Genomic DNA, 26,989 nt, shown 5'->3' with positions numbered 1-26,989 from the left:
CCAGGCTTAATATACCTTTGACAGAATGCGCCGCATCAAAGCAAAACATATCATCGAGATACTGATCCACCTGGCATTCTGGATAGGGGTGTATTATACATTGAACTCGCTAACCAGTTCAACTATTAAGGTGCGGGTAAATCACAACGGAAAGATCATAGAAAGGAGCGCGGTGGATACCATTTTTCCCTATTCGCGCTTAACACTCGCTTTTCTGGCCATGCTGTTTTACGGCAATATATTTTGGATATTTAAAAAGGCACTCCGCTATAAAAGCTTACTTGCAGGCATCGCTATAGCCGCCGGCTGGTTTATACTGATCTTTATGGCCAACTATATTTTGGTTGGGGCCAAATTAAACCATAACCAGCCCTTTGGGCCTTTGCCTCCTGGTTTTGATCAAAGCAAGGGCGGCTCTGACCATTTTATGCTGAATCGAAACGCGTTTTTTGCAATGGGGAACTGGGTGCATATGCAGCTCACCATGCTGCTTATTTTTTTAACCGCGGCCGGGCTTTCGGTAGCTTATTTCTTTCTGAAGGAATGGACACGAAATGAACTGGTGCGCAACCAGTTGGAGGCCTATCAATTGAGCACCGAGATCAAGTTCCTTAAATCGCAGATCAATCCGCATTTCCTGTTCAATACACTCAACAACCTGTTTTCGATGGCCCAGGAAAAGGGGAATGATGAGCTTGCCGACGGTATCTCAAAACTGTCGGGTATGATGCGCTATATGATCTATGATAGCAATGCCGGCAGCGTGCCGCTGAATAAAGAGATAGCATACCTGGAAGATTGTATCACCCTGAATAAACTACGTTATGCTGATGATGAGGTAAAAGTGATATTTGATTATCCGGCGCAAACCGGAAACGCCACCATTGCCCCCATGCTGTTTATCCCTTTCGTGGAAAATGCCTTTAAACACGGCGTTTCTATCGGTCAAACTTCCGGGATCGATATTGCCATCTTGGTTTCAGATCACAGATTGATCTTTACCTGTGTTAACACGAAATATAACGCCATCAAAAAAATGGAGGACGAAAAAAGCGGCATCGGGCTCGAAAATGTAAAGCGACGGCTCGATCTGTTGTACCCCGGCAAGCATAACCTGCAGATAAGTGAAGATGATGGAAAATATATTGTTAAGCTCGAAATTGACCTGATATGATAACCTGTATTGCTATTGATGATGAGCCGAAGGCGCTTGAAGTAATAGAACGCTATTGCCACAAAACCAGCCTGGTTGACCTGAGAGCCACTTTTCGCGAACCGGTGAAGGCGATAGAATTCCTGAACCGCGAAAAGGTGGACCTCATTTTTCTTGACATTAATATGCCCGATATCAGCGGAATGCAGCTGGTGCAAACCTTATCGCCCAGACCAATGATCATTTTCACCACGGCCTACAGCCATTACGCTGTTGAAAGTTATGACCTGAACGCCCTTGATTACTTGCTGAAACCTATCACTTTCGAGCGTTTTCTTGCGGCAATAAATAAAGCCGGGACGCTATCCTCAAAAAATGACCTAAGCAATGAGGATGAGTCCACCGTTTTCATCAAAAGCGGTCCGCAAACCTACCAGGTTAAGGTGGACGAAATATTGTACCTGGAAAAAGAAGGTAACTATATCACCGTTCACCTGAAAGACAGAAATATCCTGATCCGTGAAAATATGGGAGATATTTTTGACCTCGTACCGGCATCGGATTTTTTACGGGTGCACAAATCGTACGTGGTGGCCATTAAACATATTACCATGATCGAAATACATCAACTCGTAATTAACGGCGAAAAAATCCCAATTGGCAGCACCTACCGCGACCCTTTGCGCAGCAGGTTGGGGCTAAAATAATGCCCCTGCTTTATTTTCTTTATTGTAAAATACGGCGGCATCAGTCCCCGAATTGACAGAGATTATCACTTCGAGGTTTATTTTGCAACAAACTTTTAGCCTGATGGAAACCAGCAAAAAACTATAGCAACGGGCAGCCATAAAATGTATATCAATCACGTTTTATCATTGGTGCGGGAAATTTGATATTTTCGTAACACGAACGCAAACAAAGCATAGTTTCAAATGGCTGAAAAAAAGACAAAACTGGCTGAAATAAAAACAAAACCAACCTCGGCAAGCGTGGAGGAATTTATCAATGCTATTAACGATGAACAAAAGCGTAAAGATTGTTTTGTGCTTTTGGAAATGATGAAAAAAGCAAGTGGTGAAGAGCCGATAATGGAGTAACTCCATTATCGGTTTTGGCAATAAAAGATACAAAAGTCCCACCACAGGCAGGGAAGTTGATTGGCTCCTCATCGGTTTCTCTCCCCGTAAAGCGAACCTGTCGTTGTACATCAGTGTGGGTATTAAAGCGCATGAAGATGCTCTTAAAAAGCTTGGCAAACATAAAACGGGCGTCGGCTGCCTTTACATCAATAAGTTGGAGGAGGTTGATCTGAAAGTTCTAAATGATATGATAACTACCTCATTAAAAAAAAAGTAAAATACTTATCGCTTTTATTGGAGATTTCTGCCACGCGCTATCCGCGCCGTCAAAAAATTGGACCTTTCAACAAAACTTGCCACTCACTTAGACCGATCTTTGTGTTGTTAAATACAATAACATGGAAAATTCTAAAAAAGATACCCCGGTGTTAAATCTCGATGCAAACCATTGAGGTACGGCATTAATGCAGTCGAAAATGGTCATCGGATCAGCGGTGACCTCGATGGTGGTATGGTATACCTTTGATCTTGCATTATTCCATTTTTTTTAATGCCTCTTTGATCTTGGCCATATCCGGGCCGCTGCCGGCCCCTTCATAAAAGGACAGGTCCTCATCAGTTGCAACCAGGCGCAGGCACTGGCCACCCGGAGCTTGAAAATACAAGTGCGGATCGGGCACCTCCAGTTTTCTGACAAGGCCCGAGTCCAGTATTTTCCGCCTCGTTTCTATCACGTTATCTGACTTAAGTTCCAGCCAAATGGCGCGCGCACTGCGAAGGAATTCGTTGGCGTCATCCACCTCTCCATAAAGAAAGGCTATAAAGAAATCATCGCCCAAACGGATAAAATCCCGGTCGGGGTCGGCCTGCATGAGCTGTCCGCCCAGTACCCCGCAATAAAATTGACTGATATTCTCCCGCTCTTTGCGGGGAACGAGAACCGATGAATGGTTCCCAAAAATCACTTTTGTCATGATGCTTTGATATAATTAAATAACCAGTTTTTGATGACCATATCCCAACCCTTGGTACACTTCGTATAACATTCCTTTTCAGGAATCAGACCTTCATGAATAAACTTTAGTTCGGTTGTAGTTCCTTTAGAGATCAATTCAAAGATCATTGTTGTACCTGTCCATTCCGTTTTGTCTTGCTCCAGCCAGTTCAGTTCGCTCTTCGTCACCAGCCAGACTATTTTCTGGCCAGGAATCGCTTCAATGAGCCGTTGTTTGGAATAATGACGGCCGGGATGGTTAATGACAAATTCGTCACCGACTTTGTTGCTGCTGCCTTCAAAGTCTTTCGACCACCATTGGCTCAACTCGGTGAGACGGTTAAACACCTCAGCTGGCGTAGCTTCAACTTCAATGCTGGTATAATAACTTTGATTTTCCATAAGCCAATAATGTGCTTATCCCTGCCAATAACGAAAACGCCGCGGCAAAAGGGAAAAAATAAACGAATTCAATGATACCCAGAAACAATAGAAACAAGCCCAATACCAAGATAAAGCGCCGGTTTTGCTCAGCAGCCAATATCCATAATAATATACTAACCAGTAATAATACACCGATCATACTGAACCCGTAACCATCAAAAAAAGCGCCCAGTGATACCGAGCGGCCCATAAAATCAAAATGCTCATTTTGCATTCCGGTGATGACAGTGCCCACACGGGCATTTGGGGCTTCTTTCCAGGTCAGCGCCCCTATCGTGTGCCCTAAAGTATGCAGCAGCATCAACACTGCCGCGATCCTTAGTAATAGTTTTGCTTTCATTGTTCCACTTGTTTTCTGTAAAGTTCCAGGATCGTACCCCAGCCTTCGTTCATGCTTTCCACGGCTTTACCGTTGCCCAGTTTATGGAGGTCCTTATGTTCAAATTTCACACGGGTGGTCTTTGGCCCCTCGGGGATAAATTCTGCTACCACTTCCGTGATCAGGTCCGGGTCACATTTAAAATCACCGTTGATCTGCCAGGCCAGTACAAACAGGTCATAGGGCTGGTAAGTGAGTACGTAACCGATATTGGCTTCTGTGCCATCGGTGTGTTTAGTATACCAGCGCCCGTTCACGTAAGGCTCTACAACCATTTCGGTCATTTCCGCGCTGCCGATGTGGTGAGTCCGCGGCCACCAGAGATCCATTTTTTTGGTAAATACTTCAAAGGCCGTCTCCTGCGAGGCTTGGACCATGAGCTCTTTTTTGATGGAGGTTAAACTGATAGTTTCCATAATTATTGGTTAAGGTGTTTGTTATTTTCTTTTTCAGTGTTTTCGGCAAGTTTTTTGAAATTGACCAGTGCCTCATCCCAGAATTTGTCAAGGTATTCGCGCATAGCTAAAATACCCTCCCGGTTCACTTCGTAAATGTTCTTTGTGCCATAGGTTTTAATGCTGATGAGCTTGGCCTCCTTCAACACTTTCAGGTGCTGCGATACGGCGGGGCGGCTTACCGGCAAACCGTTGGCAATGTCGACCACAGCCAAAGGCCGGTCACGTAGTTTCTCGAAGATGGCCCGGCGGGTTGGATCGCCCAGGGCGTTAAAGGCGCTGCTGCTTGCACTCATGATCACACTCATTAAAGGTAAGTATTAACTTACCGTAAGTACAAACTTACCAATTATTTTGAAATATGCAAGGCTTTGTAAATGAATATCATTTATTTTTTTTGATAACTTTAATCAGGGGTTAATCAATTAATACATATGACCGTTACAGAAACCTTAACCAAACTTGAGGCCATGGGGAACGAAAGAGTGCGTCTCCAAAATATTAAACATGGAGCCCGTACTAACCAATTTGGCGTAATGCGCGGAGACATCCGAACGCTGGCCAATATGATAAAGACCGATCATGAACTGGCTAAGGCACTATGGGAAACCGGCAATATTGACGCAAGATTCCTGGCCATACTAATTATTGCCCCAAAACAGTTATCTATTACCGAATTGGATAGTATGGTTAGGTCTGAGCGGTTTGCCGAGGTGATTGACTGGCTGTATGCTTATGTGATCAAGGAACACCGCGGTAAGGAGCAACTGCGGCTGCAATGGTTATTTGACAACGACCCTATGACCGCCCGCCTGGGCTGGAGCCTCACCAGTGGCCGCATAGCGAGAAACTCAGAAGGGCTTGATATAACGGCCATTCTTGACCGTGTCGAGTTGGAAATGCCGGCTGCTCCCCCCGAGGTGCAATGGACCATGAATACCACACTGGCGCAAATTGGCATACACCATCCTGCTTACCGGGAGCGTGCCCTTGCTATAGGAGAACGACTGGGCATCTACCGCGACTACCCGGTATCCAAAGGCTGCACTTCGCCCTTTGCCCCTACCTGGATAAATGAAATGGTAAAACGGCAGGGTTGATCTTATTTGGTCGTCATGGTTCCCATTTTCGCGTACTCCGCATCGTTGGGTTCCCATAACTCAATCTTATTACCTTCCGGGTCCATCAAGTGAACAAAACTGCCATAACTGGCTTTTTCAATGGTATCCGTTGGCAGGATTCCCGCCAGTTTCATTTGGGCTAACAGTTGGGTCAATCCTTCCACCCGGTAATTGATCATGAACTGCTTTTCAGACGGCTGGAAATACTTGGTCGTTTCTTTAAAAGGCGCCCAAAGGGTAAACCCCTTCTTTGTACTGTCCATGCCCTGGTGCCATTCAAAATTGGAGCCATACCCGCCCATGCGCATACCAAGATGTTTACTATACCAGGTTTTCAGTGCTGCGGGGTCTTTGGCCTTAAAAAAAATACCGCCAATACCAGTCACCCTCGGGCCTGTATTAGCGGGGTTAGTTAAACGGCTGAAGCCATAGCCCAGCAGGAAAGTAATAATCAGCAACAGCGCGAGTGCAAATCTTTTCATAATGTATGATTTTAAAGCTTAAATATAATCAATTCATTAAATCAGGTCATGCAATTCACTCCCTTATTCATGGTTTGCGATATGCGGGGCCGCCATTGAATGTTTCGATATCAGTGATAAAATATAACGCAATTTTCAATGTTCGGACTTTAGTTCCCTTTAGAAACAGTTTCTTATTTAAATCAATACTAATCAGTTTTTTTACCCCGTATATGTTTCACAGGCTGGTTACAAACTATTTTCCATTTACACATAATAAACATTGCAGGTATTCAAATCACTTGTTAAGTTTGATAGTAATTATACCTAAACAATATACCTATGAGAACACGATTTAATGTTACTATTTTATTTCTATTGGGGATAGTCACGCTGCTTACAGCTATGAGCCCGGTTAATAAATCCCTTAATCACAGAGAAAAAGCACCTCTCTCAGGCCATTATTTGTTTGTAGCAGTGCCTGGAATACGTGACTACCTGGGATACGGTGGTCATGGTTTACTTGTATTTGATATGGATAACAATCATCAATTCGTAAAGCGGATTGAAACACGGGGTTTTCATTCAAATAAAAAGCCTTCGAATGTTAAGGGAATCGCTGTAAGTATTCCCCTTAACAGTATCTATATAAGCACTATTGAGTCACTGCAGCGTATCGATCTCAATACCGGAGAAACTATATGGGAAAAAGATATTGAAGGGGGCGCCGACCGGATGTCTATATCCCCGGATGGTAAAATAATGTATCTCCCTTCTTTTGAAAATAAAATATGGAATGTTGTGGATTGCAAAACGGGAGCAGTTATTAAAAAGATCCCAGGCTTTATAAGATCACATAATACGCTTTATGGCCTATCGGGCAATCACGTTTATCTGGACGATCTGGCGTCGCCCTGGTTAAAAGTAGCCGATACCAAAACGCATACCGTGGTTAGTAAGGTAGGCCCGTTTGGAAATTTTATCCGCCCGTTTACCATTAATGGAAAAGAAACAAGGGCTTACGTAACTGTTGATAGTTTACTTGGGTTTGAAGTAGGTGATTTGAAAACCGGAAAAAAGCTTGCACGGGTAGTTGTAGAAGGCTGGGATAAAGGGCCTGTAAGGCGTCATGGTAATCCAAGTCATGGGATAGGTCTTACTCCGGATGAGAAGGAGTTATGGGTATGCGATGGATTTAATATGCGCCTGCATGTTTTTAGTGCTGCAGAACCTTATCAGCAATTAACTACCATACCATTGCAGGATATGCCAGGCTGGGTTACTTTTAGTTTAGATGGGAAATATGCCTATCCTTCAAGCGGGGAAGTAATTGATGTTAAAACACGTCATATACTTTCAATACTTAAGGATGAGTTTAGTAATAGCGTGGGCAGCGAAAAAATGATTGAGGTAGATCTCGAAAACGGACAAGCTGTAAAGGCAGGAGATCAATTCGGCATAGGGCGGGTCACGCAATAATCAAAGTTTTGTATTAAAATATATCAACCCTAAAACGCTTAGATCAATTATTCTAAGCGTTTTTTAAATTTCTATTCCCCCCTCTTTTATCCTTATTTAAGGTCATTTTGATGATCAAACCGTGAAAATATGGGCAAATAAATGTGTTATTATTTTATTCTATAAGAATTTAATAATCAGTGTTTTAATTGTATTTTTAAATAGTATTTCATTAGGCGCCAATTAAGGTGTGGCTTATTGGGTTTTATTGGGCCTGTACATTCTGAATAAAGATAATTAGCATCAGTATATGGAAAGTCAAAGTAAAAACGATACGTTTCATGCAGGAATTTGCATGGCCGGAGCTGTATCTGCAGGTGCTTACACCGCAGGAGTAATGGATTATTTGTTCGAGGCGCTGGAACATTGGGAGAAAGCTAAGAAATTGCAGGAGGAGGGTAAACTGAAAGGAATACCAAAGCACAACTTTATTATTGAAACATTGGGCGGAGCATCTGCCGGTGGAATGACTGCTGCCATTACCGCGGCGGCGCTACAAAGTAATTTTGAACCAGTTAAGCAAAGTGATGCAACAAATGATGCTGTAACTCAAAAAAATCCATTGTATAACTCCTGGGTGAACTTGATTGAAGATGATAATAATGACATGATGAGCTATATGCTTGATACAAGTGATATAGAAAACGATGCTGAAACAAATGCGTGTAAGGAAGTAAGGGCAGGCTTTAATTCGTCATTTATAAAAAAGATTGCTGGCTCGGTGCTTGATACACGTGTGGAAAATATTTACGACCGCCCTTACCTGGCCGATGACCTCGATTTTTTCACAACCATCACTAATCTTAGAGGGTTCAGTTATATGATTTCTTTTGATACCGCCAGTGGTACAAGGGAATATTACATGAAAATGCATCGCGATTATGCTTTTTTTAAACTGAGCGAAAAACCTTATGAACAAGATGGTCGTATTCCCATCAATTTTAAAGCATCAACGGGTGGTACGGTAAACGACCAAAATATAGAGATCCTTAAAGCCGCAGCCATGTCAACCGGAGCATTCCCGATAGGTTTGGAAAGCCGTACCTTAAGCCGGCAAAGGGAATATATTGAAGACAGTAAATATTTGAACCTGCGGCTTGCGGGGCAGGACGATAACCGGGTTAAATATCATTTTTTACCCGAAGGTAATTTTGTTTCACTTAACGTTGATGGCGGCGTGATTAATAATGAGCCGTTTGAAGTGACCCAGCAACTACTTGACGACCGCCGGCGGAAAACGATGCCGGCGAAGAAAGCGGAAAATTACACACCTAAAACTTCGCCGGCTGAATTTGATAGCCTGGTGCTCATGATCGACCCTTTTCCCAGTGAGGATACGCCGGCGTCAACTGTTTTTGTCCCTCAACAGGCCTGGAAAAATGTTGTACCATCGGTCTTGTCAGCCATGTTAGGACAATTGAGGCTGAAAGATGAGCAGGTTAAACGCGCGTATCTTGATGATGATTATACCCGGTTTTTGATTATGCCGGTCCGCTCTGTAAATGGCGAAAATCAACCTTATACAATTGCCTGTGGGTCTTTAGGCGGATTTGGAGGCTTTTTTTCCAAAGCTTTCAGGAAACATGACTTTTACTTAGGGCGCAGAAATTGCCAGCGTTTTTTACAGGCCTACTTTACGGTGCCCGAAGAAGCGAAAAATCCAATTTTGGAATATGGATACGAAGGCATTACCGATTTTAGGTATGTTGTGAACAAGCCGGATAAAAGCACTACCTATATACCACTGATACCCGATCTGCGGGTAGTGGAAGATGTAGCTTCAGGAACTTTTAAATATATAACGCCGCCGGTAGAATCGGAATATCCGTATCCCCAAATCAGCCTTAGTTATTTGTTGGGTTTAAAAGATAAAATAGAGAAGCGCATCCAATGTATATTGAATAATGTTCAAAACGCTGTAGCGTTTCAAACAGCCGTACCTAAATGGGAAAGCATCATTGTACCCCGGATCCGTAAAAAATCATGGTTTGGGAGGATATTTTCAAATGTGGTAACCAATAACCTCGCTAAGGGGTACCTGAGTTTAGGCAAAACGTTTGGTAAAGGCGCTGCTGCAGATATGGCCATTGATACAATAATAAAAGATATGGAACAACGCGGATTAATAAATGATGATTACAAGTAATCGATAAATTAAAGTCACTCTGGCTTATTTAAAACCCCGGAGTGAGATTATCTGATCTTATTACGGTTATTGCCATGAAGTCCCATAACTGGCTCGGTGAATTTATAGGTCTTTGATGTCCTTTGCTACCAAATTTAGATTGTTACCGAGCTGGTGCCCGCCGCTTTCAATTTCGCGAAAGGTTGCCACTGGAAGCTTATGTCTGTAAGATGCAAGATGATCAAACGGTATCTCTTCATCGTAGCGGCAATGGTAAAAGAAGATTCGACTATTTTTTGGAAGGCTTTCGGCGAAATCTTCTTGAAGTTTTAATCCCTGCACCCATTCCTCATTACGGCTTTTCTGTACTACAAATCATCTGCGTGCACAATCGTTGCAAGCGAAGTTTGCTTACCCGCCCCTGTGAGTTATCATACGCCCACAATGTGTTAAAGCTCTTTCAAATCCTGCTTTTATACGGCTGCCATATCAAACGGTAGTTTCCTGATCCGCTTACCTGTGAGGTCAAAAATGGCAGCAGTTAAGGCAGGTGAAAAAGCAGGCAAGCCCGGTTCACCAACACCTCCCGCATCCGCATCATTATCGATTACATGCACCTCTATAGGCGGGATATCCGTTATTCTCGGCATCGGGTAATCATAAAAGTTTCGCTGCTGTACGAGCCCGTCTTTAAAAGTAATCTCGTGAATAGTAGCTGCCCCAAGGGCCATAACGATGCTTCCTTCAACCTGAGCCTGTATAATGTCGGGGTTCACATACCAACCGCAATCCATCACCGCCCATACTTTATCGATCTTCACTTTCCCGTCTGCCTTTCTGGATACCTTTACGATCTGACCAACAGTACTGGCGAAGCATTCGGTTATGGCAACACCATAGCCTTCATTCTTTTTCCGGTTTTTCCAGCCTGATACTTCCTCCATTTTATCTATCAGTTTTTGGCAACGATCCTCCTTCAGATAGGTTCTTCTGAAGTCAAGCGGATCCTTCCCCGCTTCGTGCGCCAACTCGTCGATAAAACTTTCGTAAGCAAAGCCATTTGTTGATGCGTATACCGATCGCCACCACATGTTGGGAATAGGTATTTCAAACGGAACATCGGCAAAACTTATATTTTTGATACTTTCAAAATACGGCGCTAAAAAACCTTCGGTTGTGCTGCTATTGGCTTCACCACGCTTGGGACCGCTCCAGTGATCTATATTCTGTCCCGCCATTCTGAATTTAACCGCAGTGATCTGACCATCGGCAATTGCACCCTGTGCCCTGTACGACATACCTGCGCGGTAAGGCCCTTGCGTTGTGTCATCCTCCCGGCTCCATATCACCTGCACAGGGCCACCGATTTGTTTGGAGATCATGGTGGCTTCATACGGATAATCCAAAAATGCTTTACGACCGAAACCTCCGCCTAAAAAGGTCATGTTAACTCTCACGTTATCTATGGGTACGTCAAACTTTTTACTGATATCGCCCTGTACCCAATCCGGTGCCTGGATAGGCCCCCATATCTCCACCTTATCTTTCTGGTAATGAGCGATACAGTTTACCGGCTCCATAGCACTGTGGGCCTGGTAAGGCGTTTGGTAAACAACATCAAGCGTTTTTGCAGCTTTTGCAAGGATGCCGTCCGGGTCGCCCTGCTTTTTAAAGGAAAGCCCCTCTTTTTTAAGTTCCTGTTGCTGGCGCAGATAAACATCGGCTATATTGATATGCTCAAAACCGGTATCATCCCACACCACTTTTAAAGCTTTTCTACCTTGCATAGCTGCCCAGGTACTGGTTGCCACTACCGCAACACCCTCACGAATGGTATTAAAAACCTCCATTTTTACCACAAAGACGTGCTTAACACCAGGTACCTTTTTGGTCGCGGTAGCATCAAAACTTTTAACCTTACCGCGAAACCGTGGGTTACGCTCAACAACTGCATAAAGCATACCTGGCAGTTTTTTGTCCAAACCAAATATGGCAGCACCATTTGTTTTTAAAGGCGTATCCTTGCGGTGCAACGGTTTGCCAATCAATTTATAATCCGACCGCTTTTTAAGTACAATATCCTTTGGCGCTTCCAGTTTAGAAGCGTCGGCAACCAGTTCGCCATAATGGAATTTCTTACCCGACGACCGGTGAATAACATTACCTGATTGGGCAAAGCAGTCTGTAGCCGGAACATTCCACCTGGCTGCCGCGGCAGCAATAAGCACCTCGCGTGCCATAGCACTTAACTTTAACAGATTTTTGTAGGCGCTGCGCACGGTTGAACTGCCGCCGGTTATCTGCCCGCCGTATTTTTTTGGGTCGCCCTGGGCAAAAATAACGTTCACATCTTTCAGGTCCACTTCCAGCTCCTCGGCAATGATCTGTGATACCGATTGATAAGACCCCTGCCCCATCTCTGCCCGGTGGTCTACTAAGGTAACTTTACCGCTGGCATCTATTTTGATCCAGGCGTTCATTTCGATAGCCGACTGATCCCCATCAGCAGCCACGATAACTTTAGCTTCTTTTCCATCTGATGAAAAAGTGAAGCCCAAACAAAGTGCAGCCCCGGTGATACCGGTAGTCCGCAAAAAATTTCTTCTGGATATCGTACTTGTACTCATAAATCAACGAGTTGAGTGGTGATTGATTGTTTATTTCCCTCTGGGTGCGTAGGCACCGGTCGTCAGCCAGGTGACCCAGGCTTTTTTAAATGCTGCATGGCTCATTGGCGGGAGTTTACGGCCTTCACCCGGGTTCCAAGCGGCCAGTACTAAACCATCATCGGCATGCGCTATCAGTTTCTTCATGTCCTTATGGCCGTTTTGCTTTGGATCGATGAGTTGTTTAGCCAGCTGGCGCGGCGTCCTGCCCTGAAACACCATTTTCATATCAGCTGGTGGTAAATGCCAGTTAGGGTTACCCGGCGGCGTATGCAGCCCGGGCGTATTGGTTGGTTGGTGACAATTGGAACATTTCATGGCATACACGCCTTTACCATCAATACCGCGCTTTGGCAACATGGTATGCAGGTGGTTGTCATCGCCCTGAAGCGGTACATCTCCCGAAGGATGACAATTCATACAGCGTGAACTCATCAATACCGTATAAACCTGCTTAAAAGCCTTAACAGATGCAACGCTGTCTTTCTTAACAACCGGTAGTGGTGATCCGGAATCAACTTTTGCACCATTACTATCGTTTATTACGAAGGCCATTATACCTATCATGGATAATAACACGCCGATAACAGCGAACGCCCTCAAAGGAATCCGGTAAATCCACTTGTTTTTTAGCTGCTGCTTCATTGACTTGCACTCTCCTTTCTCTGCAATTCCGCAGCCAGGTGAATAGCCTTCCTGATACGCAGATAAGTACCGCAACGACATATATTACCAGCCATAGCACTATCAATGTCGTTATCAGTTGGGTTAGGGTTTTCCCTTAACAGAACAGCAGCCGACATGATCTGTCCTGAATGGCAATACCCGCATTGCGGGACATTTTCTTCATTCCATGCCACCTGGGCTGGATGGTCATTATCTTTCGATAACCCCTCAATGGTCACTATCTTCTGGCCTTCGGCACGGCTCACCTTAGTGACGCATGAACGGACTGCTTCTCCATTCAAATGAACGGTGCAGGCACCGCATTGTGCTACACCGCAGCCATATTTGGTTCCGGTCAGGCCTATTATATCCCTTATTACCCATAACAACGGCATGTTTGGATCGGCATCTACCTGATAGGTCTTTTGATTTACATTTAGGGAAATCATAATGATTTTCTTTAAGTGATGTATGTCATAAAGTTAACAAAAAGAAATGTTTGTTTTTACAAATTTCAATCAAACTCTTTTTTACCTTCAATATTTATTTTTAACTAAATTACTTCACAGTAACGTATAAATGGCGACAGACACATTTAAAGTAACCATACATATGGTTTCAAGTCTTGACGGCTATATTGCCAAAAAAGACAATAGCGTTTCGTGGTTTGAGACAGCAGACAACTACGAGAAAGGAGTTAATGTTACTGAGCAAGATGCGCAGGAATTTCTTAAAAAGATAGACTGCTATGTAATGGGGGCCCGCACGTATGAACACGCTTTGGAACTTTCAAAATCTTATGGGTGGGTTTACGGAGACGTGCCGACTATTGTATTAACGCACAGAAAACTGCCGATTGACAGACAGAACATTGAAACTTATTCGGGCGATCTGAACAAATTGGTGAATGAACGGCTAAAACCAAAGTACAAGAATGTTTGGCTTGTAGGCGGCGCTAAACTTACTAAGGATTTCATCCGCTTAAACTTAGCGGACGAAATAAGACAGTCAATTCTGCCTGTTATTTTGGGCGACGGAACACCGTTTTTTGATCAAATAGGACAAGAACAAGCATTACACCTAAAAGGGGTAACAGCCTACAAAAGCGGAATGGTGGAGCTACATTACGAAATAAGAAAATAACAGAATGTTCAGCAAAACAAGGTAATTTTTGATTGCAGCTACCTAAAATTATGCAGTTAGCTTGACCTCGCTTGGCAGGATACCAAAATATTTCTTAAACGCATCCGTTAAATGTGCCTGGTGCTTAAAGCCTACCGCCTGGGCTACCTCACCAATGCTTTTACGGTCATAAAGGATCATTTTTTTAGCGGTTTCCATCCTAAGCCTGGTGATGTAACCATATACGGTAGTTCCATAATAAGCCTTAAACCCTTGTTTCAACTTAAACTCATTCAAACTGATCTGCCGGGAAAGTTCCCTGATCGTTGGAGGATTGGCGTAATCCCTGTCGAGTAATTCTTTTGCCTGGTAGAGTTTTTCCATATCCTCTGCTCTAATCAACGTTCTCCCGGTTTCTTCTCCACCCAACTGCATCTGTTCAAGCTGCAGCATTAACAATTCCAGTATTTTTGATTCTGTAAATAACCGCTTAAGCTCCCCGGATTTTTTGCACTCACAAATATCATTGATCACCCGCCTCATTTCCATAGTAACGGCAAGGTCTTGTGCGGCAAGAGAAGTGTAACGCCCTTCCATAATGGCCATTACAAAGGCTGAATGGATGAGGGAATGCCGGTCAACCAGGTGGAAATAATATTCCTTTGAAAGCACCATCAAAAAATAACTGTACTCCACATCGGGTACCACTTCATACTTTCCTTTTGACGAAGGGATATACCGGATATTGTGACGGTTGCTGCTATGGATGCTTTTTTGATGCGGTATTTTCAGGGACATATCACCACCCTCATAAAATATAAACTGTGAGGTAACTGTTTCTCCTTCTATATCAGATAAGATACGCACAGGCTCATTGAACTGCATATTAGCATGCATTAAGAACATTCCTCCTGAACTGATCTGGTAACAGAGCAGTTTTTTAACCGGTTCTTTTTTGATGGATATATGCTTTTCGGATAATTGCCTGACTGCCGAATATGCGTCGGGCAATTCTTCTATAAACAGCCATTCATCCATTCCTTCTATTTTAGATTTGATCTTCATTTGTAATTCGGTTACAGGTTATAATTAATGCCCTTGTTTATAAAGGATGATCTTGTTGCTTTCAGCAATCATAGGTTAGCAGGGTTGTTCAAATTGATCATCAACTAAGCGACTTCTACCCGTTCAAACATTTCGGCGAAATGGGTAAACGTTTCGTTGGCTGTCTTGATCATCACCGCTTCCTCTTCTTCGTTATCCGCCTGTTTATCCAGTATGGCCACAAATGTTCCCCACTTTTGCCCGGTTGCAGGACCATAGCCGGAAAAGAAGGAAACACCTTTTGTTATACCAGCTTTACCCAGCATTTGTACAATGATGCTGCCGCCCATAATGGAGCCTTCCATAACGTATAAAGCACCCAAAGCCTGTAACGTACTATGGATATTGGGAGCAGTTGCTATAGGCAGATTGCCAGTGTTTCCATCTAAGGCTTCGATATCATTTTTGAGATAAGAAGAATTTCTGCGCTCGCTATAATCAGGTAATAATTCTGCTGTAATAAAAGGATCAATTACCTTTTCGAGATTGTTGAAATAAGCATAAAAATAGCTTAGCAGGTCAGCATAATCTGCATTGTTGCGGATTGCTTTTAGCTTTTTTACAACCTTTTTTTCTAATTCCTGGTGAGCCGATTTTGTGGCCTCTCTGATTGCTGTACTTAACATATTTTTGCTTTAATGTGATTATTTAATTTATTGGTTTTTAAGTTTTAACCTGTTCTCGATCATAATTTTCGATACTGAAGCTGTATTTGGGGAGTTTGATTTGAAGGCGGGCTCTGTTTGTGTAGCCTGCCTCTTTACTATTTTTGCAGTAGTATTTACCGGTGAACCATTGATCATGTTCAAAACGGCGTTGAAACAGGGTTCGGCGGGGTTTCCCAGCACCGGATCACTATCCGCCGTTACCAGTACATCTGCCGGGATTCCCTGGAAATAGTCTGACCATCCTTGTGAATTACGGATCAGGAAACCGGATAAATAAACGCTGTACACATCTATATTAACTGGAAAAAAACCAACCGGCTTACCGTAAGTGGTATCACCCACCAGTTTAATATTGAAGTAAGGCTTCATGCTGCTGATCAGCAACTCGCTCGCTGAGGCCGTATTGGATGAGGTAATGAAATAGATGTCTTTTACCGATTCCAGGTTTCCTTTTTTGCTGAACTGGTGGGTATTTCCGGCAACTGTATAGTCCACATCGGCCAGGGTCGCGTTACGGCCTTTATAGGTTATGGTTTTGCCATTGGCATCGAGGTAAAGCTGGTTCTTTAAAATAGTAGCCTGACTGGCCTGTAATAAGGAGTTATACTGTTCGGAAAACATTACCTTACCGTTCAATGATGACAGCGCAATCAGATCAGCTACATATTCTGCAGTTTCTACAAAGCCACCGCCATTAGAGCGTAGGTCGACAACCAGTTGCTGCGGATTTGCAGCAGCTAATTTTGTAAATGCCCCATCGAGTGCTGCCTGGCAGGTGCTCAATTCCGGGAAAGAACCTAAGGCAATATAGGCGACCGGTTTATTATTATTAACTATTATCGTATCCTTTAACACTGCCGCCAGTACAGGTGCACCCACAGCAGCCAGGTCGCCACTGTTGCTGCGTTCTGTGAGAAACGAATATTTGGGTGAACCGGGATTTAAAGAGGCTTCGTATCTAAGTCCCGTCTGGGTATTAATTTTTAATTGCGAGATATCAAAAAGTTCAGTTTCAAATGCATTTACCGCAACGGGATTTGAATCATATTTTCTTGGGTTGAAGGCGGCATAGGAAGGAATCGCATCATTCCAGAGGTAAATCTGTTTGGCATATAAAAAAATAGAATCCAGCGTAAACTGCGTACGTGTGCCGGTTGTTGGTGAAACAGGAATTTCTGTGGGTATTTCACCACCTTTCTTACATCCCGATATACCGGTCAGTAATCCTATAATTCCTATGATACTTAACAACTTGTTCATACCCACCTGATTAATTGGAGATTGGAGTAGCCGGTTCTGTGGTAGCATCCCATACGTAGGCTGTTCCTACTTCTCCGTTATTCAACTCATAAGATAAAATGGCCAGGCTGATCTTTCCATTCGAAATGTCAGCTGGTAGTTTATAATGAACTACATTTTGATTAAGGCTGGTTAATGGTATATCATAGAAAACATCCTCAGAACCGTCTTCCGCGCCATTCACCGGTCTGACCAAAAGCTGGACATTGCCTATTTTTCCGGGATAATATTTCTGGGCTAATTTGGATATAGCATAGTTGAAACTGATGTCATCTCCGGCCTTCAGTGTTTTGCCTGCCTGGATAAAACTGCAGGTAAATAAACTTGAAGTATATTCGGGACGGCCAAAGTTATACGGACCTTTAACAATAGTATTTACGCCGCTTATCAGTTTAATCTTGTAATAGCCGGTATCTATACTTCCATCCATCGGTAATGTAACCGATATGGAAAGTGAATTGAAACTTGACGGGTTCTTTAAACTAATGGGTATTTCTTTGTTGCTGGCATTGATCAGGTATAATTTAGTTTGCAGCGTATCGGCGATAAAATATTGTCCCTGGAGGGAAAGATAGGGGATAGTGAGCGACTCGCTGTTCCTGACCTCAAAAACCGGTGCCGGCTGGTTGATCATCGGAATAAGAAAATAGGTCTTTTTACTGCCATCCTGTGCAGTAACAGTATAAGCAGTTCCGTTTTTAAAGGGAACACTCGCGCCGGAAGCAGGGCTGATACCGGCTCCGAAAGAAAGACTGATTTGTGGTGTAATATTAGCAGGAACCTTTTGAAATGGTGGCCAGTATACCCTGATGCTGTCACCAACTACAGATCCTTTTAATTTATTCCCTGCCGAATCTGTTACCGTAAACGCTTCGATATCCTTATAAGCTGTCTTGGTGTATTCCTTCTTGCAGGAAACCAGGCACAGCAGAAAATAAGAAGCTACAAAGTATAAGTAAAGGCCATGTTTTATTTTAATCATCTTTTTAATATTGAAATAGATAAGGATTTATATTGATCCGTATCGGTAAGATAGGGGCAGCCCGATCCAAATCATGTTAAGACCGGGACTGTCCCATCTTTGTTGTTGGCTTTAAAGTCTCATTAATCACTCTTGCCAACGATGTTAGTTACTATTAAAAATCCCGGGCTTAATTGATCAATGTACCTCTGCGGAACCAGTAACGGCCCCTGTTCAACGTAGCTGTACCCTGGCCAGCGGCAGCGTAGCATTGGAAAGCATAAGTGGTAGTCCCAACTCTTATAAACAGCACAATGTTATGGGTGTAGTTTACAGCATGCGTGGTACTATTATAATTCAACCAGCCATTTGCACCTAAACCGGTATTAAGTGAATCAGTCAGTGTATTTAAATTCAACGTGCTGCCTGTAGCTACAGTAGTAGCCGCTGTATAATCCGCGTTGTTAACTGTTGCCAGTGATTTAGTTGTATTTAAATATTTAAACGTGTAACCTGCACCAGCTTTTGGCGCAATGGCCAGGTTATTGGTTGAGGTAAATGTTAAATGATAGGTAATTGTCCCGGTAGAGTCTTGAGCGCCTGTGGCTATATTGAGGTATTTTGTACCATAAACCCCGGGAGCAGGTGTCGGGCTTCCGTAGTTACCGGTCAATAGCGTTGTAGTAATACCAGTTACTGTCGCGCTCTGGTTTGTCGCGGTTAATGGTTTAGAACTGTCGCTGTTATCTTTTGTACAAGATGTAAATGCTATTGAAACTGCGATTACAGCTATTGCTGTTTTTGATAGGTTTTTGATTATTGAAATCATGGTATTAGTGTTTTTAAATTAAAATTTATTTAATTCGCATGTTGAATGCCGCTAAGGCCTTCATTATCTTCCAGGATAATGATTACAAGGCCCGCGTTTTGAACTTTAGTTGGCAGGTGGTTTGCGAGAATTTACCTGCCAATTTTTTGTTTTATGACTTTGGTATTTACATAGGCTTGGTTTTTAATGTGAAACATAAGGTTGATTATTAAATCGCTTGAGTACGCGAAGCGTTTAATGCTTTAACCCGTCTTGGCTTTAACAACGAGTGGTACATTGCTGATAACCGGCTGCCAGTTACCAAACCGGAAGCTAAAGGGTGTGCTACCCCAGTTACCAACAGGAAAGCCATCAGGAACCTTTACAACAATTTTAGTGCGTGTGCTGGTTTGTATTGCCCAATCATAAGTATGGCCATTTACGGTTACTTTCACCGTTTTCAGGTCGATAAACACATCGTTATTATTTATAAAAGTGATCGAATCGCCTGCTGCTACGGTTTGGGTACTAAATGTGGTTGCAACCTGGGGTACATTATAATAAACTTTCAAAGGCTTATTCATTTTTACAGAATGCCCAAGAAAATCAACCTGAACATTATACGACCCGCTATCAATATCAAGGGGCATTTTAATATCCATTAAATAGGTATCCCCAAAATTATCTGCATTGGTATAAATCTGGGCAGTGGTCATGTCAGGTAGCACCGTTTTATTATTACCGGAATTTACCAGCGTTACTTTCAAGGTGGCTGTACTCTTACTAAGGAAATTGCCGGTGATCAGCGTGATTGCTCCTGTAGGGATTGCCCGCGGATTAGTATCAAACCAATTCAAAGAGAGATCTGGTGTATTTTGCGATACAATGCTCAGCTTATAGGTTCGTTTTGTACCGTCGCCGCCTGTTACGGTATAGGTTTGATCGGTTGCATCAACGCTTACCGGCTGCGGTGTAGCGGCCAGTGATGCATGAGCATCCAGCGTAATCTTTGGTTCAATAACCGATAAGCCATAATAATATGGTATATATACGGTTATGGTATTTTCTTTATTATCAACCGTGCCATAGATCACCGTATCCTGCACGTTCACAATTCTATATTCCAGGATCTTGTTTTGAGGGAGCGGATCTGGATTGATCGTTTTTTTACAGGCAGTGAAGGTCGTAATTAAGCCGGCAAGCAAAAAGTAAAAGTAGCTGATTTTCATTTTATAGTTTTGGGGATTTATTTAATCTCGAACTTTGTGCTTCCCGCGGGTACAATCACATATTCAAAGGTGAAATACATGTGCGGCGTGTTGGTAAACATCTGGTCGGTGGTGAATACATCTTTATAACAGCTGATCATTTTGATCTTTGCATAATCGCCCGAGGCCATTTTTAAAATGATTGTTCTTGCAGGTAAAGTACTTCCATCAGCAAGTTTTAATGCACTGCCCAACGCATAGGCTACATGTACTTTTGTGGCACTGCCGTCACCAACAGTAGTGCCTCCAAAATCATACAGGTACCAGCCTGTTCCTGCTCCAAAGCTTCCTTTATCATCTGTCCCGATCAGGCCTTTACCTGTTTTAAAATCGGCAGCTGACGGAATACTGGTTACATCATCAAAAGCCTGCTGAACAATGGTTATTCCGCCTTTACCGGGGCCCTGGTAGCCTGTATTTGTTTGATCGGCATTATTGTTACCACCCAGAAAACTGTTATAAAGACCGCTGAATGACAGATCCCAAAAGCTTGTTTTTGCATAAGATGCCGGTTGCTCTTTTTTGTAGTCAAGACTGAAAAGAAGTTCAGTTTTGGGCGTTGTAGGGTTCTGGTCATCTGTTTGAGCTGCAAAATTTTCTACCCGCTGCAGTTTGTAATAAGGGACTTTATCTGCATCCCTTGTTGGTGTTTCAGGTGTTGGGTCTGGAGTGACATTATCTGTTTTAGAACAGGAGCTTAGCAATAGGACAGCCATAGCAAGCATCGAAATACAACTGAGGAAACGTTTTTGTAATATGGGTATGATTTTCATTGTAATTAATGGTATTGATTTGAATTGTTGATTAATTTTTGGTTGATAGGTTCCTGCTGCCATCCTGTTGTACATAATAGCGAAAGGTGAAATATGGCGATGGCCAGTTCAGGTCAGTCACCACTGCCGGAGCGCCTTTGTACATACTCAGCAGTTCCAGTTTGGCATATTTGCCATCGGCGGTACGTAAAACGAAAGTGCGGTTCTTAACAGGCACCGCGATGTGTGTTTTCAGATCGTAAAAATACCAGCCGGAGCCGCTGCCGGAATCCCAGCCAACAGCAGTTACACTATTATTGGTAAATTCGGCATCAGCGGGAGCTTCCTTTACCTGGTCATAGGGCCGGTTAATAATTACCATAGCGCCTTTACCCGGCCCGCCGTAACCATAACTGGCTAAATTGCTGCCGCTGTTTACACCCACATAGGAATTGTATTCCCTTGCAAAAGATATATCCCAGGCAACTGTTTTTTTCTGGCTGGTGTCTACCCTGGCATTTGTATTAAAGCTGAAATAAAAGGTTTTAAAGCCGGTGTTGATGGTGCTGCCTACATCACCCGGCAGATCGGTAACCACAGTACTGCTGCCATCTTCTAATTGTGGCTTTACCTGCTCTTTGGTGCAGGAGCTAAGTGCTGTCATTACCATTAAGGTAATGAACAGCATGCTATAGCAGGCGTGACAGGTTTGTTTCAAATTCATAGCGTCATATTTTATTTTTAAAAAAGCGGTAGTTAAGCCCAAGCATGATCGTCCGTCCGCTTTGGGCGGGCATTAGCTGATCGCGGTAGTTCATGAAATTATCGGCGGTTACCTGTATCGAAAAATGCTTATCCATTAAGGTTTTTTGAAGCGAGGCATTCAGCAGGAAAAAGCCAGATACATAAGTATCGTAAGGGTCAAGAAAACCATTTGGCCGGTTGGCTTCCTGGAAACCGTATTTGCCGCGGTAGTTTACCCTGAATGTTGCAGTAATGCCTTTAGGCTCATATTCATAAGTGAATTTAATATTGGCCATGTGGCGCGACCGGTTATTAAGCCCGAAATAATCAGACACTTTAGAACGGCGGGTTTGGCTGGTATTGGGATCGTAAACCTGTGCATAATTCCCGGTTCCGGCTTTAATAGAGTCAATTACTCCCCTATCCTTTGCATAAAGTAACTGATAGCCTGCAGATATATTTAGCCCACGCCCCGCTTTCCAGTTAAGGCCGATATCGGCACCGGCAAGGAGGGCCCTGTCGATATTGAAATAGGAAAATACCTGTTGGCCACCCGTTTTTGATGCCACCTGATCGGTATTGATAAAATTGCGCACATCGTTATAAAAGCCATTAACGTCGGCTTTCAGATTAGCATTTAGCTGCACCGTAAAACCGGCGCTATAGGCTACAGATCGTTCGGGTTTTAACGTAGTTACCCTGGCAGCGTTGGCAAATACGGCCGAGATTTGCCCCGCGTCCTGTAATTTCTGAAGCTCGGCTGCAAATACATCCGTTCCAAGCACGGTATACCCTCCGCCAGCCAGATTGGTAAAGTTGAGGTACAACTGCCTGAAATCGGGCGTTTTAAAACCTGTTGCAACAGCCGCTTTTAAAGTAAGGGCTTTTACCGGCTGATATTTTAAACCAAAGCTTGGGTTGAGGCTGCTGCCGTACCGACTGTGATGTTCCCCTCGCACCCCACCGGTGATGCCTAATTCGTCAGAGATCTTCCAATCGGCCTGCCCGTAAACAAAAGCGGTCGACTGGCTTTTAGCTCCGCTGTACAGGTTATCGTTCATGGTTTCATACTGAATGCCGGTACCACCTGTAAGCACCATGGTACCAAAGTAGGTCTGTGCAGCCTGTAATTCGCCGCGATGCATATACTGCACAAAATTATTTGAGGGAATAACATAGCCACCGGCCAGATTAGTTATATTTTGGTCGGTAGCGTACCGGGTAAGGTAATACTGGGTTTTTACCCGCCAGCCGCTGTTAAAGTTGGTGTTTAAAATGGCTGACGCGTTGAGGTCCTTTTCATTTAATACATCGCGGGATGGAGTAGTATTGTAAGCTGTTTGGTTAACCGAGTTTCGTACGGCGTACCTGCCTGTAATGTTCAACGCGTTCATTTTACTAAGGGTATACCGAGCCCTTCCCTGCAGTGTATAGCTGTTATAGGGCGGCGCTGTTTTACCTTCGCTTAAATATGGATTGGCGTTAAAACCATCGGTGCGGTAATAATTACCAGACAGGTAGCCAGATCCTTTGCCGCCAGCAAAAGGTGTTTCACCTTCCAGCGTTGCATCCAAAGTATTAAAACTACCGTACCGCACACTGGCCAAGCCCTGGCTTTGAGCTATATTTTGCCGTGTTACTATATTAACCACACCCGCTAACGCTTCGCTGCCGAACAGGCAGGATGATGCCCCTTTAATGATCTCTATCCGCTCGATATTAGCCACGGTTATCCTCGACAGGTCGAAATTGCCGGAGTTACGGCCGGTCATCGGCTGTCCATCAATCATGATCATGGTATAACCGCTATCAAAACCCTGTAACTGAAGGCCAACGGCCCTTGCGCCCGAGCCAATATCATTTACAATGGCCAGTCCTGTTTGTTCCTTAAGCACTTCATCAAGCCGGCGGCTGCCCATCATCTCTATCTGCTTACGGGTAATAACCGTTGCCGGCATTGGTGTACGGGTAAAATCTATCAGGTTATCGTGGCTTTCCTGTTTACCCAGAACGTTTACTTCTTTAAGATTTTGTGCTAATCTTTTCAGGCTAAGATTAATGTTGTTTACAGATGTCTTATTGATGCTGATCCGTTGAAATTTCTTTTCGTAACCTACAGCCGAAATGATAAGCGTGTATTCGCCGGGTTTTAATTTATCAATCACAAACCTGCCTATAGTATCTGTTTGCGTACCCAATAAATTTTCTTTGATAAGAATGCTAACTGCTATCAGTGGTTTGCCCTGCTCGTTATGCACTTGGCCCCTGATGCTATAAAGCGGATCGGCGGCAGCTATTAAACCAAAACAGGACATTAAAAGCATCAGGTAGATTTTAAACATTAAACGATAATTTATTTGCTTATTTTTATTCAGTCTAAATAAACACAACAAAAGTCGTTCATTGGTTTCGAAAATCCTTTACGCAATCGGGATTTTCTTTTACTGTTTTAGTATAAACTTTTACCCTTTTTGCAGATAACACCTCAGTATAAACCCCTTAATAACATCGCGGTCAATAATAAACTAAACGCAACTATCTATCTATCAATATCATACACTTAAACCACATAACATTTACCAGCCCCTGTGTATAAACTTTTACTTAAATCCCGATTGCGTAAACGGCATTTCCTTATTTTGAATGATTCTAATTAAATGCTTGATTTGCGCATTCATTATCGTACTTAACTCATTTTACACTCATGGCAATCATTCAAAAATTAAGTTATAAACTGCTTTTTATCGTTTTATGCAGCCCGCTTTTTGGCGCATTTGCACAGCAACAAGACCTAAAAAAAATCCAAAACCTTAATGCCGCTGATAATACAACCTACTTTAACCTGGAAAAAGGCATTGTAGTAAATGAAGCTGATACCGCTAAAACCGGATGGGATATTTCTTTTCAGCATACCGGCATCATGGTACAGGCATCTGCCGGGGGCCAGGTAATTGGCAACACCTCCATAGATAAAATAACAGCCGCGCCAGCCGGAGGCTATAAAAAAGGCAAGCAGGCTATTCTCTGGGGAAGTGGTAACGGTTGGTATACTTATAATATGGAAAACCATACCATTAGCCCCATTGCCGGCAAAGTGATCCTGATTCACACAGCATCAGGTAAATATTTTAAGCTGGTTATTGATAGTTATTACAAAGATGGCGCCGATGGCGCGGGAGGTTACTATACTTTCCGGTACGCTGATATCGATCCGGAAAAATAAGGGTCAATTACAAATACCGCTATCACACCTGTTTTATTTAAACAACGATCCCTACATCGTACATCCATGAAAACAAACACCAAATACAACTCTCCCGCTAAAAAAACCGGACTTGTAAAAGGAATATTCCTGCTATTGCTTATCGGTTTAAGCATCCAAACTTTTGCAGTAACGCCAAAACGCATTATCACCCTTAGCGGGGCGCTAACCGAAACAACAGATGCCCTGGGTTTCGGTAAAAATATCGTGGCCGTTGATGTAACCAGCATCTACCCGGCATATGTTGGCAGTTTGCCCAAAGTGAGTAAAAATCGTTCGGTATCTGCCGAAGGTCTGATCTCTTTCAGGCCCGATCTTGTGCTGGCGCCAGAGGGTAGTGTTTCTAAAGAAATAGCTTACCAGTTAAAATCGGCAGGCATTACACTGGTAAATATCAAACAGGAATATTCGGTTAGCGGCTCAATTGCTTTTATTAAAGCTGTAGCAGCAGCCTTACAATCAACAGAAAAAGGGGAAGCATTGGCTAAGCAAACACAGGCAAAAATAGATAAAGCGCTTGCAGCGGTAAAAAAGACAAGCAAAATGCCAAAAGTACTTTTCATTTATGCCCGCGGCACCGGGGTTATGCTGGTTGCCGGGCAGCATACCAATATTGATGCAATTATAACACTTGCCGGGGGCAGGAACGCTGCACAGGGCTTTAACGATTTTAAGCCCTACACAACCGAAGCACTGGTTGAAGCCAACCCCGATGTGATACTGATGTTTGATTTTGGCCTTAGCAGCCTGGGCGGCGCGGATGGCGTTCTGAAAATGCCGGGCGTAGCGCAAACTACTGCCGGTAAAAATAAACGCATTGTTCAAATGGATGGCGAACTGCTCATCAACTTCAGCGTAAGGCTCGACCAGGCAATTACCATGCTGAATAAAAATCTGCAATGAAGAAAGGCCTTATTTATAGTATTCTGGGCTTAGGCGTTTTTTTTGCAGCAGCTTTTTCGTTAAGCATAGGAGCCATGAAAATTCCGGTTCAGGATGTGCTGCTGATACTGGCAAAAAAAGCAGGTCTATTCCACAACAGGCCGGTAGATGAGCAGTATGATACCGTACTCATGATTGTAAGAATGCCGCGTGTAATTATGGGCCTGCTTATCGGTGCTGCATTAGGAATTTCGGGCGCTGCTATACAAGGCATTTTCCGTAATCCGCTTGCCGAACCCGGACTTATCGGTATTTCATCGGGCGCTTCCCTTTTTGCTGTATTGATCATTGCTTCTGAAGTTTCCCTGATGGCAGGCCTAAGCAATCTTTTAGGTTATTATCTTCTTGCCTTTGGCTCGTTCATAGGGGCCGGCATTGCCGCCTTTGTGGTTTACCAGATTGCCCGGAGTGACGGCAAACCTAATGTAGCAACCATGCTGCTGGCGGGAATTGCTATTAACGCGCTGGCCGGTGCATTAACCGGCCTGGTTACCTATATGGCCAATGATCAGCAATTACGTAATATAACTTTTTGGCTATTGGGCAGCCTGGGTGGCGCTACCTGGCAAATTGTATTAAGCCTTTTACCGTTCATCCTCATTCCGCTTGCATTTTTACCAATGATGGGAAAAACCCTGAACGCGTTTGCTTTAGGCGAAAATCAGGCACAGCAGCTTGGCCTGCCGGTAGGCAGGGTAAAACGCTGGGTGGTGATACTTGCTACAATGGCCGTGGGTGCTTCTGTTGCAGTATCAGGCATCATCAGCTTTGTAGGCCTGCTTGTTCCGCATATGGTAAGGTTGTTTTTTGGGGTCGATAACCGCCGTGTATTACCGGCTTCGGCACTGCTGGGCGCATTGATCCTCACATTGGCCGACATGATTTCCAGGAAGCTGGTTGCACCTGTTGAATTACCTATAGGGGTTATAACGGCATTATTGGGCACCCCCGTATTCCTGTATATTTTGATAAAAGATAAAAAGAAAATTACCCGATAA

General features: G+C 43.5%; 29 protein-coding genes. 11 read left to right on the top strand and 18 right to left on the bottom strand.

Translation table 11 applies throughout. The annotated features are described in order from the left end of the window. Positions 1 to 25: 25 nt before the first annotated feature. From M2273_RS25195 to M2273_RS25180, 4 genes are all read left to right on the top strand, one after another. Positions 26 to 1,174 (top strand): sensor histidine kinase, encoded by a 1,149-nt coding sequence (locus M2273_RS25195; protein ID WP_429400540.1) that lies wholly within the window; start codon positions 26 to 28, stop codon positions 1,172 to 1,174. Continuing rightward, positions 1,171 to 1,860 (top strand): LytR/AlgR family response regulator transcription factor, encoded by a 690-nt coding sequence (locus M2273_RS25190; RefSeq protein ID WP_429400539.1) that lies wholly within the window; start codon positions 1,171 to 1,173, stop codon positions 1,858 to 1,860. Before M2273_RS25195 ends, M2273_RS25190 begins: the two co-directional genes overlap by 4 nt. 225 nt (positions 1,861 to 2,085) lie before the next feature. Next, positions 2,086 to 2,250, top strand: coding sequence for a hypothetical protein (locus M2273_RS25185; protein WP_429400538.1), 165 nt, complete (start codon positions 2,086 to 2,088; stop codon positions 2,248 to 2,250). Positions 2,251 to 2,254: 4 nt separating this feature from the next. Next, positions 2,255 to 2,509 (top strand): DUF1801 domain-containing protein, encoded by a 255-nt coding sequence (locus M2273_RS25180; RefSeq protein ID WP_429400551.1) that lies wholly within the window; start codon positions 2,255 to 2,257, stop codon positions 2,507 to 2,509. A 256-nt stretch (positions 2,510 to 2,765) separates the two neighbouring features. Here M2273_RS25180 and M2273_RS25175 read toward each other — a convergent pair whose 3' ends face one another. Genes M2273_RS25175 through M2273_RS25155 form a run of 5 tightly spaced genes read right to left on the bottom strand, consistent with a single transcriptional unit; the run spans position 2,766 to position 4,800 of the window. Next, positions 2,766 to 3,206, bottom strand: a complete 441-nt coding sequence (locus M2273_RS25175) for a hypothetical protein (protein ID WP_429400537.1) — start codon at positions 3,204 to 3,206, stop codon at positions 2,766 to 2,768. Beyond that, positions 3,203 to 3,628: an SRPBCC family protein gene (locus M2273_RS25170; protein ID WP_429400536.1), complete on the bottom strand. Its 426-nt coding sequence runs from the start codon at positions 3,626 to 3,628 to the stop codon at positions 3,203 to 3,205. The genes M2273_RS25175 and M2273_RS25170 overlap by 4 nt, the downstream gene beginning before the upstream one ends. After that, positions 3,597 to 4,010: an LIC_13387 family protein gene (locus M2273_RS25165; protein ID WP_429400535.1), complete on the bottom strand. Its 414-nt coding sequence runs from the start codon at positions 4,008 to 4,010 to the stop codon at positions 3,597 to 3,599. The genes M2273_RS25170 and M2273_RS25165 overlap by 32 nt, the downstream gene beginning before the upstream one ends. Beyond that, positions 4,007 to 4,426 carry an SRPBCC family protein gene (locus tag M2273_RS25160; protein WP_429400534.1) on the bottom strand — a complete coding sequence of 140 codons (420 nt, stop codon included), beginning with the start codon at positions 4,424 to 4,426 and terminating at the stop codon, positions 4,007 to 4,009. The genes M2273_RS25165 and M2273_RS25160 overlap by 4 nt, the downstream gene beginning before the upstream one ends. Positions 4,427 to 4,467: 41 nt before the next feature. Then, positions 4,468 to 4,800, bottom strand: a complete 333-nt coding sequence (locus M2273_RS25155) for an ArsR/SmtB family transcription factor (protein WP_429400533.1) — start codon at positions 4,798 to 4,800, stop codon at positions 4,468 to 4,470. Between the two features lie 138 nt (positions 4,801 to 4,938). Here M2273_RS25155 and M2273_RS25150 point away from each other — a divergent pair, with 138 nt between their 5' ends. Next, complete coding sequence (locus M2273_RS25150) at positions 4,939 to 5,604, top strand: DNA alkylation repair protein (protein ID WP_429400532.1); 666 nt, start codon at positions 4,939 to 4,941, stop codon at positions 5,602 to 5,604. Between the two features lie 2 nt (positions 5,605 to 5,606). On the opposite strand, the gene M2273_RS25145 is transcribed toward M2273_RS25150, so the two are convergent. Then, positions 5,607 to 6,107, bottom strand: a complete 501-nt coding sequence (locus tag M2273_RS25145; RefSeq protein WP_429400531.1) for a VOC family protein — start codon at positions 6,105 to 6,107, stop codon at positions 5,607 to 5,609. A gap of 321 nt (positions 6,108 to 6,428) precedes the next feature. On the opposite strand from M2273_RS25145, the gene M2273_RS25140 reads away from it, so the two are divergent. Beyond that, positions 6,429 to 7,565 (top strand): YncE family protein, encoded by a 1,137-nt coding sequence (locus tag M2273_RS25140; protein WP_429400530.1) that lies wholly within the window; start codon positions 6,429 to 6,431, stop codon positions 7,563 to 7,565. 289 nt (positions 7,566 to 7,854) lie between these two features. Further along, the gene (locus M2273_RS25135; RefSeq protein ID WP_429400529.1) at positions 7,855 to 9,750 is read left to right on the top strand and encodes a patatin-like phospholipase family protein; all 1,896 of its coding nucleotides are present in this window, start codon (positions 7,855 to 7,857) and stop codon (positions 9,748 to 9,750) included. A gap of 452 nt (positions 9,751 to 10,202) precedes the next feature. Here the strand turns inward: M2273_RS25135 and M2273_RS25130 are convergent, their stop codons facing one another. The 3 genes from M2273_RS25130 to M2273_RS25120 are packed head-to-tail and all read right to left on the bottom strand — an operon-like array spanning position 10,203 to position 13,510. Beyond that, a complete protein-coding gene (locus M2273_RS25130) occupies positions 10,203 to 12,356 on the bottom strand; it encodes a molybdopterin cofactor-binding domain-containing protein (protein ID WP_429400528.1) in 2,154 nt (717 codons plus the stop codon). A gap of 30 nt (positions 12,357 to 12,386) precedes the next feature. After that, the gene (locus M2273_RS25125; RefSeq protein ID WP_429400527.1) at positions 12,387 to 13,040 is read right to left on the bottom strand and encodes a hypothetical protein; all 654 of its coding nucleotides are present in this window, start codon (positions 13,038 to 13,040) and stop codon (positions 12,387 to 12,389) included. After that, positions 13,037 to 13,510 (bottom strand): (2Fe-2S)-binding protein, encoded by a 474-nt coding sequence (locus M2273_RS25120; RefSeq protein WP_429400526.1) that lies wholly within the window; start codon positions 13,508 to 13,510, stop codon positions 13,037 to 13,039. Before M2273_RS25120 ends, M2273_RS25125 begins: the two co-directional genes overlap by 4 nt. A 130-nt stretch (positions 13,511 to 13,640) precedes the next feature. Here M2273_RS25120 and M2273_RS25115 point away from each other — a divergent pair, with 130 nt between their 5' ends. After that, a complete protein-coding gene (locus M2273_RS25115; RefSeq protein ID WP_429400525.1) occupies positions 13,641 to 14,204 on the top strand; it encodes a dihydrofolate reductase family protein in 564 nt (187 codons plus the stop codon). A gap of 48 nt (positions 14,205 to 14,252) precedes the next feature. On the opposite strand, the gene M2273_RS25110 is transcribed toward M2273_RS25115, so the two are convergent. The 9 genes from M2273_RS25110 to M2273_RS25070 form a co-directional block, all read right to left on the bottom strand. Beyond that, positions 14,253 to 15,248: a helix-turn-helix transcriptional regulator gene (locus tag M2273_RS25110; RefSeq protein ID WP_429400524.1), complete on the bottom strand. Its 996-nt coding sequence runs from the start codon at positions 15,246 to 15,248 to the stop codon at positions 14,253 to 14,255. 104 nt (positions 15,249 to 15,352) lie between these two features. Beyond that, positions 15,353 to 15,913: a biliverdin-producing heme oxygenase gene (locus M2273_RS25105; protein WP_429400523.1), complete on the bottom strand. Its 561-nt coding sequence runs from the start codon at positions 15,911 to 15,913 to the stop codon at positions 15,353 to 15,355. Between the two features lie 27 nt (positions 15,914 to 15,940). Further along, positions 15,941 to 17,215 carry a S41 family peptidase gene (locus M2273_RS25100; RefSeq protein ID WP_429400522.1) on the bottom strand — a complete coding sequence of 425 codons (1,275 nt, stop codon included), beginning with the start codon at positions 17,213 to 17,215 and terminating at the stop codon, positions 15,941 to 15,943. 10 nt (positions 17,216 to 17,225) lie between these two features. Beyond that, on the bottom strand, positions 17,226 to 18,236 hold the full coding sequence (locus M2273_RS25095) for a hypothetical protein (protein ID WP_429400521.1): 1,011 nt from the start codon (positions 18,234 to 18,236) through the stop codon (positions 17,226 to 17,228). Positions 18,237 to 18,405: 169 nt separating this feature from the next. Beyond that, positions 18,406 to 19,044 (bottom strand): hypothetical protein, encoded by a 639-nt coding sequence (locus M2273_RS25090; RefSeq protein WP_429400520.1) that lies wholly within the window; start codon positions 19,042 to 19,044, stop codon positions 18,406 to 18,408. 242 nt (positions 19,045 to 19,286) lie between these two features. Then, entirely contained in the window at positions 19,287 to 20,252 is a 966-nt protein-coding gene (locus M2273_RS25085; RefSeq protein WP_429400519.1) for a hypothetical protein, read from the bottom strand. Positions 20,253 to 20,269: 17 nt separating this feature from the next. Then, entirely contained in the window at positions 20,270 to 21,064 is a 795-nt protein-coding gene (locus M2273_RS25080) for an HmuY family protein (RefSeq protein WP_429400518.1), read from the bottom strand. Between the two features lie 31 nt (positions 21,065 to 21,095). Next, the gene (locus M2273_RS25075; RefSeq protein ID WP_429400517.1) at positions 21,096 to 21,767 is read right to left on the bottom strand and encodes an HmuY family protein; all 672 of its coding nucleotides are present in this window, start codon (positions 21,765 to 21,767) and stop codon (positions 21,096 to 21,098) included. A gap of 4 nt (positions 21,768 to 21,771) precedes the next feature. Beyond that, complete coding sequence (locus M2273_RS25070) at positions 21,772 to 24,129, bottom strand: TonB-dependent receptor (protein ID WP_429400516.1); 2,358 nt, start codon at positions 24,127 to 24,129, stop codon at positions 21,772 to 21,774. A 362-nt stretch (positions 24,130 to 24,491) separates the two neighbouring features. Between M2273_RS25070 and M2273_RS25065 the strand changes: the two genes are divergently transcribed. From M2273_RS25065 to M2273_RS25055, 3 genes are all read left to right on the top strand, one after another. Continuing rightward, complete coding sequence (locus M2273_RS25065) at positions 24,492 to 25,010, top strand: HmuY family protein (RefSeq protein ID WP_429400515.1); 519 nt, start codon at positions 24,492 to 24,494, stop codon at positions 25,008 to 25,010. 66 nt (positions 25,011 to 25,076) lie between these two features. Beyond that, complete coding sequence (locus M2273_RS25060; protein ID WP_429400514.1) at positions 25,077 to 25,952, top strand: heme/hemin ABC transporter substrate-binding protein; 876 nt, start codon at positions 25,077 to 25,079, stop codon at positions 25,950 to 25,952. Further along, the gene (locus M2273_RS25055; RefSeq protein ID WP_429400513.1) at positions 25,949 to 26,989 is read left to right on the top strand and encodes a FecCD family ABC transporter permease; all 1,041 of its coding nucleotides are present in this window, start codon (positions 25,949 to 25,951) and stop codon (positions 26,987 to 26,989) included. Before M2273_RS25060 ends, M2273_RS25055 begins: the two co-directional genes overlap by 4 nt.

It is taken from the genome of Mucilaginibacter lappiensis, from assembly GCF_050433765.1.
Lineage (GTDB): Bacteria > Bacteroidota > Bacteroidia > Sphingobacteriales > Sphingobacteriaceae > Mucilaginibacter > Mucilaginibacter lappiensis_A.
This window is presented reverse-complemented; position numbering and strand designations above follow the sequence as displayed.